Below are 18,160 nucleotides of genomic sequence, written 5' to 3' on the forward strand. Positions count from 1 at the left end.
CTATTTCCTCCCTGCCATAATTGATTGATTTACGATGATTATAATCTTATAATTAAAAAAAAGTAGTTACTTGTGTAACACTGGAGGCAGATTTTGAATATTAAAATTTTACAAGACGTAAGTTCGGATACAGTGGATGATTTCTTTGCAAATGGTCTTTGCAGGATCGAGCGTTATGAAAAAAATCGCATTATCCACCTGGAGGGATCAAGGTGCGTTGAACTGGAAATCGTATTGGAAGGTATTGTGGCAGTTGAAAGGATCGATCCCTCGGGAAATCTTTTAACGATTGCAGAATTCAGGCATGACGATATGATCGGTGGAAATCTGCTCTTTTCCCGGGACTCCATTTATCCCATGACAGTAACATCGAAGGAGGACAGCAAGATATTTGTATTAAAAAAAGATGCTGTCTTTAGACTGTGCTCAACCAATCAGGATTTTTTGAGAGTTTTTTTGGAATCCATTTCTGAGAACGCTTTTATCCTGGGCGACAAAATCAGACATCATGTAAAAATCCCCTTGCGGGAAAGTCTCAGAAATTATATTTTGACTGAATCCAAAAGGCAAATGTCTAAAACCATTATTTTACCTGTCAGCAAGACGACTCTTGCCCAGCTTTTGGGTGTAGCTCGCACAAGCCTCTCAAGAGAACTGCAGAAAATGAGTAGAAGTGGATTGATCGAATTTGACAGAAATACCATAACATTGAATGAAGATATTTTCTGATCCCCTCGGAGCATCCCGCTTTCCCAAAGTTTTAAATAATTTAAAAATGGGTATACCACAATTAAATATACATTTATGGAGGGATGAATGTGGACAGCAGAATGGTCGAATCTTTTGACAAAACAAGACTTTACCTTAAGAGCGATCTGCCCAAAAATCCAAAGGCTTTGGTTCTAATAGTTCATGGTCTGTGCGAGCACCAAGGCAGGTACGATTACCTTGCAGGTAAACTAAATTTTAAAGATTTTGGGGTTTATCGTTTTGATCACCGTGGTCACGGCAAATCCGAAGGAACTAGAGTATATTACGATGATTACACTCAAATTTTTGAAGATGTAAACTCAGTAGTGGATATCATGAAAAACGAACATCAAGAGTTGCCGATTTTCGTAATAGGACACAGCATGGGAGGTTATGCCGTATCCTTATTCGGCAGTCACTTCCCTGGAAAAGTCGACGGTTTTGTTCTATCCGGAGCCTTGACCAGAAACAATGCAAAGGCTGGAAGCCAGTTAGATCCAGATATGGATCCCAAAGCTTATTTCCCAAATGAATTGGGATCTGGAGTATGCAGTGATCCGAAAGTAATTGAAGCTTATAAACAGGATCCTTTAGTCGAAAAAGAAATTTCAGCAGGACTTTTTTATTCCCTGTTTGCTGGAGTCGACTGGTTGAAACACAATTCCGACAGATTTAGGGAACCGGTTCTCATTCTTCATGGTTCCATGGACAGCTTGGTAAGTTACCGCGATTCCATGGAATTTTTCAACGACATAAGCTCTGAAGATAAATCTTTAAAAATTTACTCCAAGTTGTTCCATGAAATTTTCAACGAATACACTAAAGATGAAGTGATCGGCGATGTGATCTTTTGGTTGGAAAAGCAACTTGATCCTACACATCTTGACATATCTTATGGATTGACCGATGACAGCATGATTGCCGATATGGGGATTTAAAAATCAAAGAAATTCCGAGTATAGTTTTCATACTCGGAATTTCTTGCTTTACAGACCTTTTCGTGCCGGTCTTATTACTTCAGGTGTATTTCCCCATGTATCGCTTTTCAGGTAACCGTACTTGATCCTCAAGTGTGTATTGACCTGTAGTTCACAACCTGTTTGAGTTTCACATTTTTCACATTCAAAACATTGCATGGACTCAAATCCTTTTGTAAATGGACATACAGCAATGCAATTTGAACAACTGGCACCATTGGCCTGCCAAAATCTTAGACATCTTTCAGCATTTATGTACCATTTCTTTGTTCCGGAATTGTTATTCTCACAAACTCCTTCAAACCCGGGTTCTCCGTTGCTTATGGAACCTGAGGGGCAATGCTGCTCACAAAGATAACAATTTTTGCAAAATTCCGGTATCCCGAAGTCTATCGGTTGGTCGAATTCCAATGGCATGTCCGTAAGTACCTTGGCCAATCTAATGGCTGGTCCAAATTCCGGGGTGATGAGCAATCCAAGTCTCCCCAACTGCCCTAAACCTGCCTCAATGGCCAGTGGTATGCTCAAGGCGGTATCATTCATGCACGGTATAGCCTGATAACCCAATCCTCTTATATATTCTGCCAGTGAAACCGCTGCAATTCCCATTCTTGAGTACCCAATCGATGCTGCGGTACTTGCCATCACTTCCGGTGAATGATCTATCATTCTGTCGTCCATGGAAAAAGCCATGACTATGGCCTTGTCCACCCTTCTTGGAATCAAATACGCTTCTTCAGTTTCGTCAGCCTCTCCACCATCAGTAAACTCTATTGATTTAAAAACATCTCGGGTGTACACCCAATCCGGTTTAAGTTTAGTTATCCCCACTAAATCAGCTCCATACAACACGGCTGCTTTTTTAGTCATGGATGACAATTGGTCCGGTTCTATCTTAACCGGATTTTTAGTCATTTCTTCAGGTATGAACAGGGGTTTCCATTGTAAAAATTGGAAATTGGGCACACCATACTGCCCAATCAAAAGATTTAATGTATTTGCTCCAAAATCCAGCGCATTGTCTTCCTGAAGTCTTCCCTTTTCACCACTGATCATTTTTTTGAGCATATTCTCCATCATTTTCCCCAAGAAAAAATTATGCCCCATTTCACCGGTATCCTTGTAACCGACTGTTATAAACGCCTGCCTGGTTACAGGATATCTTTCGTACATATCTTTGTTTATTTCTATTGGATTTTTATGAATTTTCATTTCGCTTCTCGGAATCATAAGTCTCTCCTCTCCGGCTCTTCGCTTCCAGCGGCAATCGAATCACAATAGATCCCAGCAATTAGTTATATCTGTATAAAAACCTTGCAAAATCATATAAAATTTTATACTATATATATGATATTTTAAAAATATTGTACCTGTCAATCATTTTATCATTTCATTGCTTCAGTTCCGTTTTCACTTTTTAAAATTTATTTTTGAATTAGTTACATATATGATAGAATATACTTTGAATCTGAATGAAAGGCGTGACTCTATGAAAAAGATTACAGCCGCGGACAAGATATACAAAACCGCCAAAGCACTGTTTTACGAACGTGGTTATTTCGGAACAACAACAAGGGATATAACTTCCATGTCTAAAACCAATCTTGGCCTTATCAAGTATTACTACGACAGCAAAAAAGTTTTGGCATTTAAGATGTTGAAGGAAATATTGGATGAGATCATAAAATCTCTTGATAATCATTTAGACGAAAATGCAGATCCATTATTGTACGCCATGACCTACACCAATACTTTTTTGAATGTTATTTTCAATGATGATAGAGTAGAGCTTTTTATCGTTGAGGCCTTCTCCGATGAAATCATGGAAGACTTGGATCAGGCTTTTTTCAAATCTCGAGAATATACTCTCAACACAAAGATTTTAGATCATCATCAATTCGCTCCAGAGTTTGATTCGCATCTCACCATACAGTTAAATTTCTATACTTATCACAATACCATAAAATCTTTGGGAAGAATGCGCCAGTTGGGGAAACTGAAAATTACTGATGAACAGTTCAGGTTGTATGTTCTTAAAACCACATACTTCGGTTTGGGCATCAATATCGAAAATGAGGAAGAACGTATGATATCCTCCCTTGAGATCAGCAAGAAGATCATGAATGAAAATACGAAGCTCAGCAATCCAAAATCATTGTTTACGAATTAACTAATCAGGACCCCGAAAAATTTCGGGATCCTGATTTCTTTTGATGTATCTTTCTACAATATGTATATCTGCTTACTATTCATTATTTCAACTGTCCTATGACAACTCTGTCCAAGCCTGACAGATCCTTGATCGTTATTATAGACTTGAATCCTGCTTTTCCCATGGTTTCCATAACGTCTTTAGATTGCCCACATCCAATTTCAAATATCAAATGACCTTGTTCTTTAAGGAAGCGTGGAGCTTCCATTGCGATCTCCCTATAAAAATCGAGGCCGTCATGCCCCCCAAAGAGAGCTTTCCGCGGCTCGTAATTCGCTACATTGGGCTCTAATTCTCCCATTTCTTTCAAATCTATATATGGTGGATTTGAAACTATGATATCAAATTTCATTTCTTTAAGTCCTTTAAAACAATCGCTTAAAACAAAATCCATTCGATTGGCAACATTGAGTCTGGCTCCGTTGCGTTTTGCAGTTTCCAAAGCTGCTTCATCCACATCAACTGCCGTTACTCTGATTTTGGGTAAATAATTGGCCAGGCTGATCCCAATTGCTCCGCTTCCCGTTCCCATATCCAACACGGATGCATATTCACCTTTATCTTTCAAGATCTCAATTGCGGTTTCAACCAATATTTCCGTATCAGGCCTTGGTATCAATACATTTCTATTTACTTCAAACTCCAAACCCATAAACTCTTTTTTACCTATTATATAAGCTATTGGCTCCATTTCGCATCTTCTCGTTATGTCTTCGAAAAAAGACACTTCGATATCTTTCGAAATTTCCCTGTCATAATGACTTAAGAAATAGCTTCTTTCCTTATTCAATCTTTCAGCCAGTAAAATTTCGCTGTCTAACCTGGCTGTCGATATGTTCTTTTCTTTTAAAATTTTTGTTCCTTTGATGAGTAGCTCTTGAATGTTCATTTTTATCTCCCGCCTAAATTAGCATATCCTCTATTTTGAATATGAAAAAAATCAGCTGCATGCAGCTGATTATTCTTGTTCTTCGTCTTTAATTCCGTATTTTTTCTTAAATCTATCCACTCTACCACCTGTGTCAATAAGTTTTTGCTTGCCTGTAAAGAATGGATGACATGCAGAGCAGATCTCTACTTTCAACTCTTCTTTTACAGAACCAGTTTCAAAAGTATTTCCGCATGCGCATTTCACGATCGATTTATTGTAATTAGGATGAATTCCTTCTTTCATCTCATTCACCTCTTTTCCTACTTCTAATAATATGCATCTGTTACATTATATCAGAAAATCATAAAATATCAACTACTTTTTTATAAAATCATCTGACTTCCGTACCTGAAGGAAGTCCTCCATCTATGGTCACTACATTCAAAGCATCTTCATTTGCCGCAGCCAATATCATTCCTTGTGATTCCACACCTCTAATTTTGCTTTTCTTAAGATTTGTTACCACTACTACCTTTTTACCAACCAAACTCTCTGGTGAATAATGGTTTGCAATTCCGGAAACGATTTGTCTGACTTCCTCTCCAATTCTAACTTTCAAAATCAGCAATTTGTCAGCATCCGGGTGCTTTGTGCATTCTTCTACAGATCCTACCTTGAGTTTCACCTTTGCAAAGTCGTCTATTTTGATCAGATCTTCTTCATTTTTGCTTGTATCTGTTTTCTTTTCATTCTTTGCCTTGATATTATTCTTTTCTTTTTCAGATTTCTTTTCTTCTTTTTCAAGCTCGACTCGCGGAAATAGATTTTCTTTCTTGCTCATTTTCATTCCATAATCGTATGATCCAAATTCTTTCAAACTGTCCCAAGTCAATGCATCATCGGGAATATTTAACTGTTCCTGCATTTTTTGTGAAGTGGAAGGCATGAATGGTTTTATCAATGAAGTTACAACTCTCAATGTTTCTGCCAAATTGAACAAAACCATGGAAAGCCTGGCTTTTTTCGATTCATCCTTTCCCAAAATCCAAGGAGTGGTTTCGTCTATATATTTGTTGGCTCTTGAAATCAACTTCCATATGGACGCCAGAGCGTTGCTCAATTCCAGCTTGTCCATATGCTTTTCCAATGTTTCAGGCGTTTGGGAAATAAGCTCTCTTAAATCAAGGTCAATTGCATCTTCTTGTTTTTCCAGAGGTATGATTCCGCCAAAATATTTCTCCACCATGGCTATTGTTCTACTCAGTAAATTTCCCAAATCATTTGCCAGATCTGAATTGATCCTGGAAATCAGAGCTTCTTCATTGTACACACCATCAGCCCCAAAAGTCATCTCCCTTAAGGCAAAATATCGCAATGAGTCCACACCATATTTATTGGACAAAACTACTGGATCTACCACATTTCCCTTTGATTTTGACATTTTCCCACCCTTCAGCAATATCCAGCCATGACCGAATATCTGTTTTGGCAGCGGCAAATCAAGGGCCATCAACATTATAGGCCAATATATCGTGTGGAACCGGAGTATGTCCTTTCCTATCAGATGCACATCTGCAGGCCAGTATTTTTCCATCAATTGAGGTCGGTCGTTCATATAGCCAAGGGCAGTTATGTAGTTTGACAGGGCATCGATCCAAACGTATACTACATGTCCAGGATCGAAATCCACAGGCACTCCCCAATCAAATGTTGTTCTGGATACACACAGATCTTGAAGTCCGGGTTTCAGGAAATTGTTGATCATTTCATTTTTTCTTGATTCCGGTTGAATGAAGTCAGGATTCTCTTCGATATGTGCAATAAGCCTGTCGGCATATTTGGACATTTTAAAGAAATACGCCTCTTCTTTTTCTTGTTTGACTTCCCTTCCGCAATCAGGACATTTTCCTTCCTTCAACTGAGTTTCGGTCCAAAATGCCTCACAGGGTGTGCAGTACCAACCTTCATAAAAAGATTTGTAGATATCTCCGTTTTCGTACAATTTTTTAAAAATTCTTTGCACTGATTTTTCATGTTCAGGATCTGTTGTCCTGATGAAAAAGTCGTAATCGATATCCATAAGATCCCAAAGATCCTTAATATCCTTTACTATCTTGTCAACATACTCTATAGGGGCAACTCCACTTTCTTTTGCTTTTTCTTCGATTTTTTGCCCATGCTCGTCGGTACCTGTCAAAAAAAACACATCATAACCTTTCATTTTTTTAAAACGAGAAAGTGCATCTGCTGCTACCGTGGTATATGTGTGACCAACATGCAGTTTGTCACTCGGATAATAAATAGGTGTCGTGATATAATAAGTAGGCTTCATATCCAATTTTTCCTCCTTGAAATAAATATATATTCTTCAATTCATTTGTAATAAAAAAACTTCCATCCTGACAGAAAGGACGAAAGTAAACTTACGCGGTACCACCTTTTTTATGAATTCTTCACAGAATCCATCACTTTGTGTGTAAAATACACCCAGAATAACGCTTGCGCGTACCGAACTACTTAGCTTTCATTCGATCGATTCCAGGACCATCTTCCATCGGCTATTACAATCGGTTCCCACCTGATCCGACTCTCTGTGTATAATGAATTCGATGTACTCTTCCCTTCAGCATCTTTAAATATGTAGTTTATCACTTATTATTATATACAAGTATTATCTAATTTCAATACTTTTGTTCTCAATTCATACAAGCTTCTAATAATTTTGTTAAAATTTAGATCATTTTCCTTAAAATAAGATTAAGTCTATTTACTTATTTCAAGCCTTTACATATAATATGAAATGTAAATTTTATGGATGATTTTGAATTAAATCCCCAACTTTCAATTAGTAAGCTTATATGTTTAATTCATTTTCCTTCGTTGTTCCAGTGACATTTATCTGATATAATGTCATTGAATAACAGTTTTAATCTTTTTTTGAAAGGGAGAGATATTTTATGAAATCCACAGGTATAGTAAGGAAAGTCGATGAGCTGGGAAGAATCGTTATCCCAATTGAACTGCGCAGAACACTGGATATCAACATCAAAGACTCACTGGAAATTTTTGTCGATGGCAATTACGTTGTCTTGAAAAAATATGAACCGGCTTGTATCTTTTGCGGAAATGCCAAAGACGTAACAAACTTCAAAGGAAAAAACGTTTGCCAGGACTGCTTGAACGACATAAAAAAATAATTACTGGCGAGGAAATTCACATCCTTGCACATACATACGCCGCACGTACACGTGCGGCGTATTTTATTAAGATCTTATGTTCTAAAGACTCGCCTTACTTCATAAAGTATTCGTAAACTTCTCTTTTAGGAAGTCCTCTGTCTTTTGCCACGAGTTTTACAGCATCTTTTTTGCTTGTTCCCTGAACTAAATAATAGTCCATATGCATGTCTAAAGTCATCCCTGCCCAGAATTCTTTCTGTTCAAAAGCATCCTTAACTTCCAACAGCAATACATATTCACCCCTGGGTTTTTCTTCAGCAAAATAAATTATTGCCCGGGAAATATTTCCACTCCAAACTTTTTCATGGATCTTTGTTAGTTCTTTTACCATGGCAATATTTATATCCCCTAATATCTCTTTGATCAATGCCAAAGTTTTTTCGATCCTGTGTGGGGATTCGTATAAGATCACCGTTGAGCGTTGGGTGCCCATCTCTTCGATTTGGCGCTTCCTTTCCTTTTTATCTTTGGATAAAAAGCCATAAAAGGTAAACTTCGACGTATCCAGACCGGAAATCACCAGTGCGTCTATAGCAGCACAAGGACCGGGCACTCCGGTCACATCGATGCCTTCTTCGATACATCTCTTTACTATTTCATGTCCCGGATCAGATATCCCCGGGGTCCCTGCATCCGAAATCAGCGCAACACTTTCTCCGTTTTTGAGAACTTTTATCAATTCTTCAGTTCTATCTCTTTCATTGTGTTGATGATAGCTAACGATTTTTGTGTTGATTTCGTAATGATTTAACAGTTTTTTGGAATGACGAGTATCTTCAGCAGCTATCAGTCCGACTTCTTTGAGTATTCTTAATGCTCTCAAGCTAATATCTTCAAGATTTCCAATAGGTGTAGATACTATATATAAAATTCCCCCGGTATTTTCCATCATTTCACAACCTAAAACAAGTCGCTTCTAATCATAGTCTCAGATCTATTTGGGCCTACAGAAATAATTTTTGCAGGCACTCCGCTGATCTCTTCTATTTTTTCTACATATTTCTTGGCAGTCGCCGGTAGTTCACTGAAGCTCTTGCACATGGTAATATCTTCTTCCCAGCCGTCAAGCTCTTCATAAACAGGTTTGCATTTTGCCAAATCCTTCAATGAAGCAGGAAAATCCGTTATTATCTTACCGTCTTTTTCATACCCCACGCAAACTTTAATTTTTTCAATTCCAGTAAGAGTATCAAGTTTTGTTATGGCTAAAGATGTAAGGCCATTTACTCTGGCTGCAAATTTAAGGATTATTCCGTCGAACCAACCGCATCGTCTAGCTCTTCCTGTTGTAGTCCCGTACTCTCTTCCTACTTGCCTGATGTAATCCCCGGTCTTGTCAAAAAGTTCTGTCGGAAAAGGGCCTTCTCCTACCCTGGTAGTATACGCCTTTACCACACCCAATACTTCATTTACAGCTTTTGGTCCTACACCGGATCCAATGCACACCCCGCCTGATCCAGGATGAGAGGAAGTTACATAAGGATATGTCCCAAAATCCAGATCCAGCAAAGTTCCCTGCGCTCCTTCAAAAAGTACTTTCTTGTCTTTGTTCACCCAGTCGTAGACCTCTACCGATGTATCTGACACATACTTTCTAAGCCTGTCTGCATATTTGCAATAATCTGAATAAATTTCATCATACTCCAAGGGTTCATGGCCATATATCAAGGTTATCAACTTGTTTTTTTCCTCTAACAGGGTTTTCAGCTTGTCTGCAAAAAGTTCCCTGTCCATCAGATCGCATATCCTGATGCCGGCTCTGCTGGTTTTGTCCATATACGCAGGCCCCACACCTTTTTTTGTCGTTCCTATTTTTTTATCTCCCAGAGTTTCTTCTGAGAGTTCATCCAACACTTTATGGTAAGGCATGATCACGTGAGCTCTGTCACTTATAGTCAAATGTTCTGTTGAAAGACCGTCTTCTTCCAGATAATCTATTTCTTCAAGAAATACTTTCGGATCAATAACTACTCCATTACCAATAATGCATGGCTTTTCAGGGTTTATTATCCCGGAAGGAACCAAATGGAGCTTATATTGTTTATCCCCTACTTCAACTGTGTGTCCGGCGTTGTTTCCACCTTGATATCTTACTACTACTTCCGCTTGCTGCGCCAAATAATCCGTTATTTTACCTTTTCCTTCATCGCCCCATTGGGCTCCTATAACTACAACACTACTCATGCATTAATCTCCTTTCAAGATCGCTTTAAGATTTTTCTAGCTGTGTATACACCATTTACCGAAGCTTGCATCAAACCCCTGGTGACTCCTGCTCCGTCTCCCATGACATGAAGATTCTCAATATTCGTCTGGAAATCCTCATCCACCTTTATTCGATTGGAGTAGAATTTAACTTCAACTCCGTATATCAAGGTCTCATCGCTGGCGAGCCCGGGAGTAACGTTATCGAGAGCAATTATCATCTCTTCTATGTCTTTCATTATTCTATAAGGAAGTACCAGACACAAATCTCCTGGAACCGCATCCTTAAGAGTAGGTTGTATATTGTTTCTCACAAGTCTGTTTTCAGTGGTTCTTCTTCCTCTTCTAAAATCGCCGTATCTCTGTACAATAATTTTGTTTCCGGAGAGCATGTTCCCAAGCCCTGCTATGTATTTTCCATAAGCTATGGGTGATTTAAAAGGCTCTGTAAATCCCTTGGAAACCAAAAGTGCAAAGTTCGTATTGTTGGTTTTCAAGCTGTCTGCCTTGTAACTGTGCCCGTTTACTACCGCCAAATTGTCATCGTAGTATTCGGTAGCGACTACTCCACCAGGATTTGAACAAAAAGTCCTTACCTTGTCATCAAAAGTTTCCGTATAATAGACAAGCTTACCTTCGTACATCACATCATTGATTTCTTTCATTATTTCGTTTCTGCATTCGATTCTGACGCCTATGTCGACTTTTCCGACTTCCGTTTCGATCCTGTTTTTTGTACATATTTGATCGAACCATTCGGAACCGTCTCTTCCTACACTTATTATCACTCGTTCGCCATAATAATCGTGATCCGCTTCGATCCCGACAGCTTTGCCATTATCGATTATAATTTCCTTTGCAGGATTGCGAAATTTAATTTCAACCCCATTGTCCAAAAGGTAATTCTGAAGTTTGGTATATATTTCGTATCCTACTTCAGTCCCTACATGTCTTATGGGACATTCGATCAGTTTAAGATTGCTCTGAATCGCTTTTCTTCGTATATTTGAAATTTTATCCAAATCATCGATTCCATATATCTTGTTGTCTGCGCCAAAATCCAAATATATTTCATCCACATATTTTATAAGTTCTTCTGTGGTTTCATAACCTATGTATTCAGGCAGTTCACCGCCCACTTCCGGTGACAATGACAACTTTCCGTCAGAATATGCGCCGGCGCCTGCAAAGCCCGTAGTTATGTTGCATGGCTTGCACCCTACGCATTTGTTGGTACGTCTTTTGGGACAAATCCTCTTTTCGATGGAATTGCCTTTTTCCAACATGAGTATTTTGGTATCAGGATTTTGTTTAACAAGTTCCATGGCGCAAAATATACCCGCCGGACCCGCGCCTACTATTATGACATCGTACTTTTTCATTTTTCACTTCCTTATATGTGTACCGCAATAAAAATTTACGGCTGAATAAATTGGACATCCAAATCCACTATAGATATTATCAGATAATCCACCTTATATCAAGATTTAAACGAACTTTATTTGAATTAACTTAAATATTGTTCGTAATATTATGCTTCCCTGTACTCTTCCAAATTACCAAATTGCGTGTATTCCTCGTGCCAGGAAAGTTTTATCACTCCAGTAGATCCATTTCTTTGTTTTGCTATGTTCAGTTCTGCAATATTTCTCTCTTCAGGATCTTTGGAGTAATAGTAGTTTCTAAACAACATCATTACCACATCCGCATCCTGCTCTATTGCACCCGACTCTCTCAGGTCAGAAAGAATGGGACGATGATCTGTTCTGGCATCAGGCGCTCTACTTAACTGTGAAAGTGCCACCACAGGACACTGCATCTCACGTGCCAAGGCTTTTAAAGACCTTGATATGGCAGAAATTTCTTGTTGCCTGTTTTCGCTTCTTTTTGATCCTTCCATTAATTGAAGATAATCTATCAGAATCATGTCCAGTCCGTGTTCTAGTTTGAGACGTCTGGATTTGGATCTCATTTCCATAACTGTTACGCCTGGAGTATCGTCTATGTATATTTTACTGTTGGATAAAACCGAGGTGGCGTATGCCAGTTTCTGCCAGTCTTTATCCGTTAAATTGCCTGTTCTTAGACTTTGGCTGTTGATGTGAGCCTCACTGCAAAGCATCCTTTGAGTCAAAAGCTCTTTGGACATTTCCAAACTGAATATGGCAACAGATTTTTTTTCTTTGACAGCTGCATGTTGAGCCATATTAAGGGCAAAAGCAGTTTTTCCCATGGACGGCCTGGCGGCGATCAGCACTAAATCCGCCTTTTGCATTCCGGCTGTCATATGATCCAGATCTACAAATCCAGTGGCTACTCCTGTAATTCTATTATTGTTCTTCTGAACCTCTTCGATGCTTTCAAGTGTTCCGACCAAAGCTTCTTTAATATGTACAAAATCGCCGGTCTTTTGTTTTTGTGACAGCTCGAAAATATTCTTTTCGGCGAACTCCAAAACATTGTCCGCCTCTTCTTCATTGCTGTAGCATTCCTGGATGACTTCCATGGAAGACTTTATCAAACTTCTTAAAAGTGCTTTTTCTTTGACTATCTCACAATAGGTCTTTACATTTGTGCTTACTGGAACGCTTTCGATCAACTCGGTCAAATAAACTCTGCCGCCGACTTTTTCCAACACCTTGGTGTCTCTCAACTTGTTTGACAGAGTAATCAGATCCACAGGCAGGTCTTCTTTAAACAATTCCACTATGCCATCGAATATAGCTTGATGTTGCGCATTGTAAAAAACTTCCGAATCAGGGATCAACTCTGTTGCCGTTGCTATGGCATCTTTATTTACCAGCATGGCTCCCAGAATCGATTGTTCCGCTTCTATATTGTGTGGTGGGATTTTTGATATCCTCTCAGACATTGCATTCACTCCTGATTTTATTTGCTATCCACATTGACTGTTAAGTCTCCGGTTATACCCGCATATGTTTTGATTGTAACTTTATATCTTCCAATATTTCTTATGGGATCAGACAACATTATTTTTCTTTTATCCACTTCAAGACCCAACTCGGTTTTGATCGCTTCAGCCAAATCCTTGCTTGTGATGGACCCGAACAATCTTCCGTCATCGGAAGTTTTTTCTTTTATATTTAACGTAGAATCAGACAATTTTTTTGCCAATTCTTTTGCATCGCTTATTTCCTGTTCTAAAATTTCTTGTTGCCTTTGCTTTTCTTCATCATTTTTTCTCAAGTTTTCTTTTGTAGCTTCTTCAGCCAAATTTTTAGGCGCCAAAAAATTTCTGAAATAGCCATCCTTGGCGTTGACTATATCCCCCTTTTTTCCCATTCCTTTAACATCTTCCAATAAAATAACTTTCATTTCAATTCACCTTCCTCAAAATATTCATCTATTGCTTTTTCCAGCATTTTTTTCGCTTCTTCCCCGTTATTTCCTGGCAGCTGGGCTCCTGCAACGTTCATGTGGCCTCCACCGCCCAACTCCTCCAAAATTCTTTGGACATTTATTTTCCCATAGGATCGTCCACTTATTATGGATCCTTCATCCCCTTGGGCAATTACAAATGACGCTTCGACACCTTGAATGTTCAACAGTGCATCTGCAGTCTGTGCAGTTATCAAATTGATTTTGTCCGTCTTGTTGTCAATAAACGTGACCGCAATTTTATCCCTTATAAATTCGGATCTTTTAAGTGCCTCCGCCTTGGCCATTATTATACTCATGTCATCCTTCAATAATTCTTTTGCTTTTAAAGTGTCAGCTCCTTTTTTTCTTAAAAAAGATGCTGCTTCAAAAGTCCTGGCCCCCGTCTTGATGGAGAACCCCTTTGTATCCATGTGAATGCCCGCCAACAGGGCTGTAGCTTCCAATTCCGTAAGTTCTATCCTGTCGTCAACGTATTCTATGATCTCGGTAACCAACTCGCAAGTGGAAGATGCGTAAGGTTCTATATACGTAAGTGCGGTATCTTCAATGAACTCCGATGCTCTTATATGATGATCGATTATGATGACCTTGTCGACCTTGTCCACCATAGCCGGATCTTGAACAAGGCTTTTTCGATGGACATCCACTATGACAAGCAAACTATTATCTCCCACTGATTTTCTTGCAGTATCGGATGTGATCAAAATATTGCCGTAATTTTCTTTTTTAAGTTCTCCATATAACACATCTATGGAAGGATTCGATCCATCAGCTATGATGTATGCTTCCTTCCCGAGAAATACTGCTGTTCTGTAAATCCCCAGTGCTGCTCCCAGAGCGTCTATGTCGGGTACGCTATGACCCATGATAAAAACCTTGCTGGAGTTTTCGATCAACTCTTTTATTCCGTGGGCTTTGAGCCTTGCTTTGACTTTAGTCCTCTTTTCCACAGCTTGAGTTTTTCCTCCATAATATGAAATCTTGCCGTCTTTTCTTATAACCGCCTGATCTCCACCTCTTGCAAGCGCTATGTCCAGAGCCGATTTCGACAACTCCTTAAGATTGAAAAAGGACTTCTTTTCATCCGAGATCCCTATGCCTATACTGAGAGTTATGGGCAATTTGTTTCCGCTTTGCGTCTCACGCATCACATCGAGAATGTCAAATTTTTTCTCTTCGATGCGCTTCAAGTCTTTGAATTCAAAAAACATTACATATTGATCTTGTTCGTATTTGTTCAAAAATGCATTGTTCTCTTTTGCCCATGAATTTATCTTTTGATCAATAACTGCATTTATCAACGGCTTGTAACTTTCGTTGCTGCTTTTCATTATTTCATCGTAATTATCAACTTGGATAAAAGCAAGGGACGGCATTTCATCCAGGTATTTCTTTTCGAGTTCGTAAAACTCTGTGTTTTCTACCCAATAAAGCATGTTCAACTTTTCTCCCTTGGAATTTTTCACACAGCTCGAATAAATCCGATAATTTTTGTCATTAAGCTTGTATTCCAGAAATTCTTTCTTGTCACCGTTTAATTTTTTTATGTCAAAATTTTCAAATTCATCTGAAATCCTTTTGTTTAGAATATTTCTTCCCTTGGGCAGCATTTCGCGCAGCCCGCTGTTGTACCATACAACATCACTGTCGCTTTTTAATATCAAAAGCGGAAAAGGCAAGTCCATCAAAGTGTTTTGAGAAACTGTGTCCATGTCCAATTGCAAATTCTCAACCAGTTCTCTCCATCTTTCCTCACTCTGATTTGCAGATCTATACTTGTAAAATATCAAATAAATCAGAACGAAAGTTCCAAATATGGCCAGCATTAGATTGTATTTATAAAGGACAAACACCAATACACCGATAATCCAAAGATATATATTGGAATTCGGAATAAAAAAACTGCTGATTTTCTTATTATCCAGAACTATCCCTCCTTTACGCAGTCATAAGAACATTATACCATAACCCTCTTTTAGGGCGCACAATTAAAAAAGATTCCCTTGCGGGAATCTTCATTATTCTGCTGTATAAGGCAACAAAGCTATGCTTCTTGCTCTTTTTATTGCAACAGTAAGTTCTCTCTGATGTTTTGCACAGTTTCCAGTCACTCTTCTTGGTAATATCTTGCCTCTTTCAGAGACATATTTACTTAAAGTTTTCAGGTCTTTATAATCTATCTCAGCAGATTTGTTCTCGCAAAAGTTACAAACTTTTTTTCTGCTTCTTCTAAAAGGTTTTGCCATTTCTATACCTCCTTACTTAAAATGGAAGATCGTCATCTTCATCCTCCAATGGTTGGAAATCATCCATTGGCACTCCGAAGTCATTGTCATCTCTTCTCTGATCCTGTTTGGCCGGAGAGTAATTTCCACCCTGCCTGGTCTGGCCGGATCGTGAATCCAAAAATTCGACTTCGTCGCAAACAACTTCTGTGACGTATCTCTTTCCGCCGTCGTTTGCTTCATAGGAACGGCTTTGAATTCTACCAGATATACCTATTTGACTTCCCTTGCCAACATACTTTGAGGCATTTTCTCCTGCAGGACCAAATGCAACACAATTTATAAAATCAGTTTCATTTTCACCGTTCTGATTTTTAAACCTTCTGTTTATGGCAATCGTAAAAGAAGCAACTGCTGTGCCCTTTTGTGTATATCTGAGTTCAATGTCTCTTGTTAAACGACCTACGAGTACGACTTTGTTCATTATTTATCACTCCGATTAAGCATCTTTTTTAATTATCATGTGACGCACAAAATTCTCGGAAATTTTAAAACCGTGATCCAAATCTGCCAAAAGCTCATTAGTTCCTTTGAAATTGATCAGAACATAAAAACCTTCTGTAAACTTGTTTTTGATTTTGTACGCTAATTTTCTTTTACCCCATTCATCTACTGACTCAACTTCACCTTTGGCTGAAATCATTCCTTTTACTTTTTCAATGTTTTCAGTCAGTTGCTCTGCTGTAAGTTCAGGATTAAAGATAATCATAGCTTCATAACTGTTCATTTTTTCACCTCCCTTTGGACTTTAGGCCCTTTAAAAAAGGGCAAGGATGCACGCAGTATTTTTATTATATCACATTTGAAAAATCATACAACTCTTTTAATCTTTTTTATCCAAAATTCTTTTTATTCGCTTTAAAAATTTTTCTCTATCCAACATAACGATCCTTCCGCATCCATCACATTTGATCTTATAGTCCATGCCGGTTCTGATAACTGTCCAGACACTGCTCCCGCATGGATGCTTTTTTTTGGTTTCCACTCGGTCCCCTACATTTATTTCCATTTAAACGCCTCCAATGCTTAAAGAAAAAGATACCCTATATAAAAATACTGTGCGAGATTTGAGTTGTTCAACGCATTGGTCATTCCATCCATACTGAACAGTATGGCCAGGGTGTATATTGAGTTCACCACGATCAAGCTCACGATCCCACCTTCTATTATCCCCATGGCCGCACCACCGAGCTTGTTCATCACATTGAGCACCGGGAGTTTTGCTATGAAATCGAAGATACCCGCAACCATGAATATTACAACTCTAACTATTAAAAACACTCCTACAAAACACATTAAATACAAAATCATGTCCGCTATGGATGCAACAAAGTCGAATCCCATATCCATATTTCCTGCTTCAACAGCCAAGTTTTCAATATACTCCCGGGCTCCAGCCGGTAATTTACTGATATCTATTTTTTCGATCCCGTTTTGGCCAATGGAATCTCCTTTATTAAAACTCTCCTTTATAAAGCCATACAGATTTTCGTAAATTTCAGTATTCTCCACTATATAAGCATAAATAGTCTTGTACAGTGCTGTTGCCGCCACAAGAGATATTAAAAACGAAAAAACCGATGCCAGTGAATCTACAAGACCCCTATTGAAGTCCATGATAAAGTAGAATAAGAAAATGCCAAATATCATTATATCTATCCAAGACAAAAACATCTCCGCCCTTTCAACTCAGTTTTCATTATATGCCATTTTTTTCCTATTTTTTTTAATTTTTATTATTTTCACTTCTTTGCCCACGTATGCTCCAATAAATACAACAAGCAAAACAAGCAATAAATTTATATTCATTTGTACATATATGTTACTGTCGGAAAACAAATTCATGATTGGATAGAATGGTGTATTCCAAAACAAGATTGGCGCTCCCAAAAAGTAAAACATATTGTAGTTTTGCAACGTTGTCAGTTCCCCTGAAATCCCTTGCGTCAATTGTGCTATAAGTATATACAGAAATACAGGTAAGATACATATGATGCCGAAGAGCAAAAAGTCTGTCTCTTTTGATTTTGCAGATGATTCACCCATTTTAAATCCTATAAACAGCCACATCAGAAGTGAAACAGCTGTCATTAAAGCCATTATCCCCAGGCTGTTCTTTTCAACGTACGTATTTAAGACTGCGATGATCAAATGTGCCGTATTGCCTATTACAGCCCACTTCAAAATAGTGTTTGCTTTTTCTTTCATGCTTCCCTCCG

Annotated in this window: 20 protein-coding genes and 1 other annotated feature; of the genes, 4 read left to right on the top strand and 16 right to left on the bottom strand. The window is 38.4% G+C overall.

Annotated features, from left to right (window positions below):
- Positions 1-93: 93 nt before the first annotated feature.
- Both IWB18_RS02795 and IWB18_RS02800 read left to right on the top strand, forming a co-directional pair.
- Positions 94-729, top strand: coding sequence for a Crp/Fnr family transcriptional regulator (locus IWB18_RS02795; protein ID WP_195682075.1), 636 nt, complete (start codon positions 94-96; stop codon positions 727-729).
- 89 nt (positions 730-818) lie between these two features.
- Positions 819-1,688 (top strand): alpha/beta hydrolase, encoded by an 870-nt coding sequence (locus IWB18_RS02800; RefSeq protein ID WP_332310653.1) that lies wholly within the window; start codon positions 819-821, stop codon positions 1,686-1,688.
- Between the two features lie 48 nt (positions 1,689-1,736).
- Here the strand turns inward: IWB18_RS02800 and IWB18_RS02805 are convergent, their stop codons facing one another.
- The gene (locus IWB18_RS02805; RefSeq protein WP_195682077.1) at positions 1,737-2,957 is read right to left on the bottom strand and encodes a reductive dehalogenase; all 1,221 of its coding nucleotides are present in this window, start codon (positions 2,955-2,957) and stop codon (positions 1,737-1,739) included.
- A gap of 259 nt (positions 2,958-3,216) precedes the next feature.
- Here IWB18_RS02805 and IWB18_RS02810 point away from each other — a divergent pair, with 259 nt between their 5' ends.
- Complete coding sequence (locus IWB18_RS02810; protein WP_195682078.1) at positions 3,217-3,897, top strand: TetR/AcrR family transcriptional regulator; 681 nt, start codon at positions 3,217-3,219, stop codon at positions 3,895-3,897.
- 82 nt (positions 3,898-3,979) lie between these two features.
- Here IWB18_RS02810 and prmC read toward each other — a convergent pair whose 3' ends face one another.
- The 3 genes from prmC to metG form a co-directional block, all read right to left on the bottom strand.
- Complete coding sequence (gene prmC, locus IWB18_RS02815) at positions 3,980-4,828, bottom strand: peptide chain release factor N(5)-glutamine methyltransferase (protein WP_195682079.1); 849 nt, start codon at positions 4,826-4,828, stop codon at positions 3,980-3,982.
- A 69-nt stretch (positions 4,829-4,897) separates the two neighbouring features.
- On the bottom strand, positions 4,898-5,113 hold the full coding sequence (rpmE, locus tag IWB18_RS02820) for a 50S ribosomal protein L31 (protein WP_195682080.1): 216 nt from the start codon (positions 5,111-5,113) through the stop codon (positions 4,898-4,900).
- Positions 5,114-5,201: 88 nt separating this feature from the next.
- Entirely contained in the window at positions 5,202-7,169 is a 1,968-nt protein-coding gene (gene metG, locus IWB18_RS02825) for a methionine--tRNA ligase (RefSeq protein WP_332310655.1), read from the bottom strand.
- Between the two features lie 45 nt (positions 7,170-7,214).
- Positions 7,215-7,446 (bottom strand) — a binding site (T-box leader).
- Positions 7,447-7,767: 321 nt separating this feature from the next.
- Here metG and IWB18_RS02830 point away from each other — a divergent pair.
- Positions 7,768-8,007 (top strand): AbrB/MazE/SpoVT family DNA-binding domain-containing protein, encoded by a 240-nt coding sequence (locus tag IWB18_RS02830; RefSeq protein ID WP_195682082.1) that lies wholly within the window; start codon positions 7,768-7,770, stop codon positions 8,005-8,007.
- Between the two features lie 94 nt (positions 8,008-8,101).
- Here IWB18_RS02830 and rsmI read toward each other — a convergent pair whose 3' ends face one another.
- The 12 genes from rsmI to IWB18_RS02890 form a co-directional block, all read right to left on the bottom strand.
- Positions 8,102-8,938, bottom strand: a complete 837-nt coding sequence (rsmI, locus tag IWB18_RS02835; protein ID WP_195682083.1) for a 16S rRNA (cytidine(1402)-2'-O)-methyltransferase — start codon at positions 8,936-8,938, stop codon at positions 8,102-8,104.
- Between the two features lie 11 nt (positions 8,939-8,949).
- A complete protein-coding gene (locus IWB18_RS02840; RefSeq protein WP_195682084.1) occupies positions 8,950-10,233 on the bottom strand; it encodes an adenylosuccinate synthase in 1,284 nt (427 codons plus the stop codon).
- 14 nt (positions 10,234-10,247) lie between these two features.
- The gene (locus IWB18_RS02845) at positions 10,248-11,636 is read right to left on the bottom strand and encodes an NAD(P)/FAD-dependent oxidoreductase (protein WP_195682085.1); all 1,389 of its coding nucleotides are present in this window, start codon (positions 11,634-11,636) and stop codon (positions 10,248-10,250) included.
- 149 nt (positions 11,637-11,785) lie between these two features.
- A complete protein-coding gene (gene dnaB, locus IWB18_RS02850) occupies positions 11,786-13,126 on the bottom strand; it encodes a replicative DNA helicase (RefSeq protein WP_195682086.1) in 1,341 nt (446 codons plus the stop codon).
- A 17-nt stretch (positions 13,127-13,143) separates the two neighbouring features.
- The gene (rplI, locus tag IWB18_RS02855; RefSeq protein WP_195682087.1) at positions 13,144-13,590 is read right to left on the bottom strand and encodes a 50S ribosomal protein L9; all 447 of its coding nucleotides are present in this window, start codon (positions 13,588-13,590) and stop codon (positions 13,144-13,146) included.
- Positions 13,587-15,482 (bottom strand): DHH family phosphoesterase, encoded by a 1,896-nt coding sequence (locus IWB18_RS02860; protein ID WP_195682088.1) that lies wholly within the window; start codon positions 15,480-15,482, stop codon positions 13,587-13,589. Before IWB18_RS02860 ends, rplI begins: the two co-directional genes overlap by 4 nt.
- A gap of 192 nt (positions 15,483-15,674) precedes the next feature.
- Positions 15,675-15,902, bottom strand: a complete 228-nt coding sequence (gene rpsR / locus IWB18_RS02865) for a 30S ribosomal protein S18 (RefSeq protein ID WP_195682089.1) — start codon at positions 15,900-15,902, stop codon at positions 15,675-15,677.
- 16 nt (positions 15,903-15,918) lie between these two features.
- Positions 15,919-16,365, bottom strand: coding sequence for a single-stranded DNA-binding protein (locus IWB18_RS02870; RefSeq protein WP_195682090.1), 447 nt, complete (start codon positions 16,363-16,365; stop codon positions 15,919-15,921).
- A 15-nt stretch (positions 16,366-16,380) separates the two neighbouring features.
- Positions 16,381-16,668, bottom strand: coding sequence for a 30S ribosomal protein S6 (gene rpsF, locus IWB18_RS02875; RefSeq protein ID WP_195682091.1), 288 nt, complete (start codon positions 16,666-16,668; stop codon positions 16,381-16,383).
- A gap of 96 nt (positions 16,669-16,764) precedes the next feature.
- The gene (locus IWB18_RS02880) at positions 16,765-16,950 is read right to left on the bottom strand and encodes a DUF951 domain-containing protein (protein ID WP_195682092.1); all 186 of its coding nucleotides are present in this window, start codon (positions 16,948-16,950) and stop codon (positions 16,765-16,767) included.
- A gap of 17 nt (positions 16,951-16,967) precedes the next feature.
- On the bottom strand, positions 16,968-17,558 hold the full coding sequence (locus IWB18_RS02885; protein ID WP_232366949.1) for a CvpA family protein: 591 nt from the start codon (positions 17,556-17,558) through the stop codon (positions 16,968-16,970).
- A 72-nt stretch (positions 17,559-17,630) separates the two neighbouring features.
- Positions 17,631-18,149 (bottom strand): hypothetical protein, encoded by a 519-nt coding sequence (locus tag IWB18_RS02890; RefSeq protein WP_195682094.1) that lies wholly within the window; start codon positions 18,147-18,149, stop codon positions 17,631-17,633.
- Positions 18,150-18,160 lie beyond the last annotated feature (11 nt).

The organism is Alkalibacter mobilis (assembly GCF_015594845.1).
GTDB classification, from domain to species: Bacteria; Bacillota; Clostridia; order Eubacteriales; family Alkalibacteraceae; genus Alkalibacter; species Alkalibacter mobilis.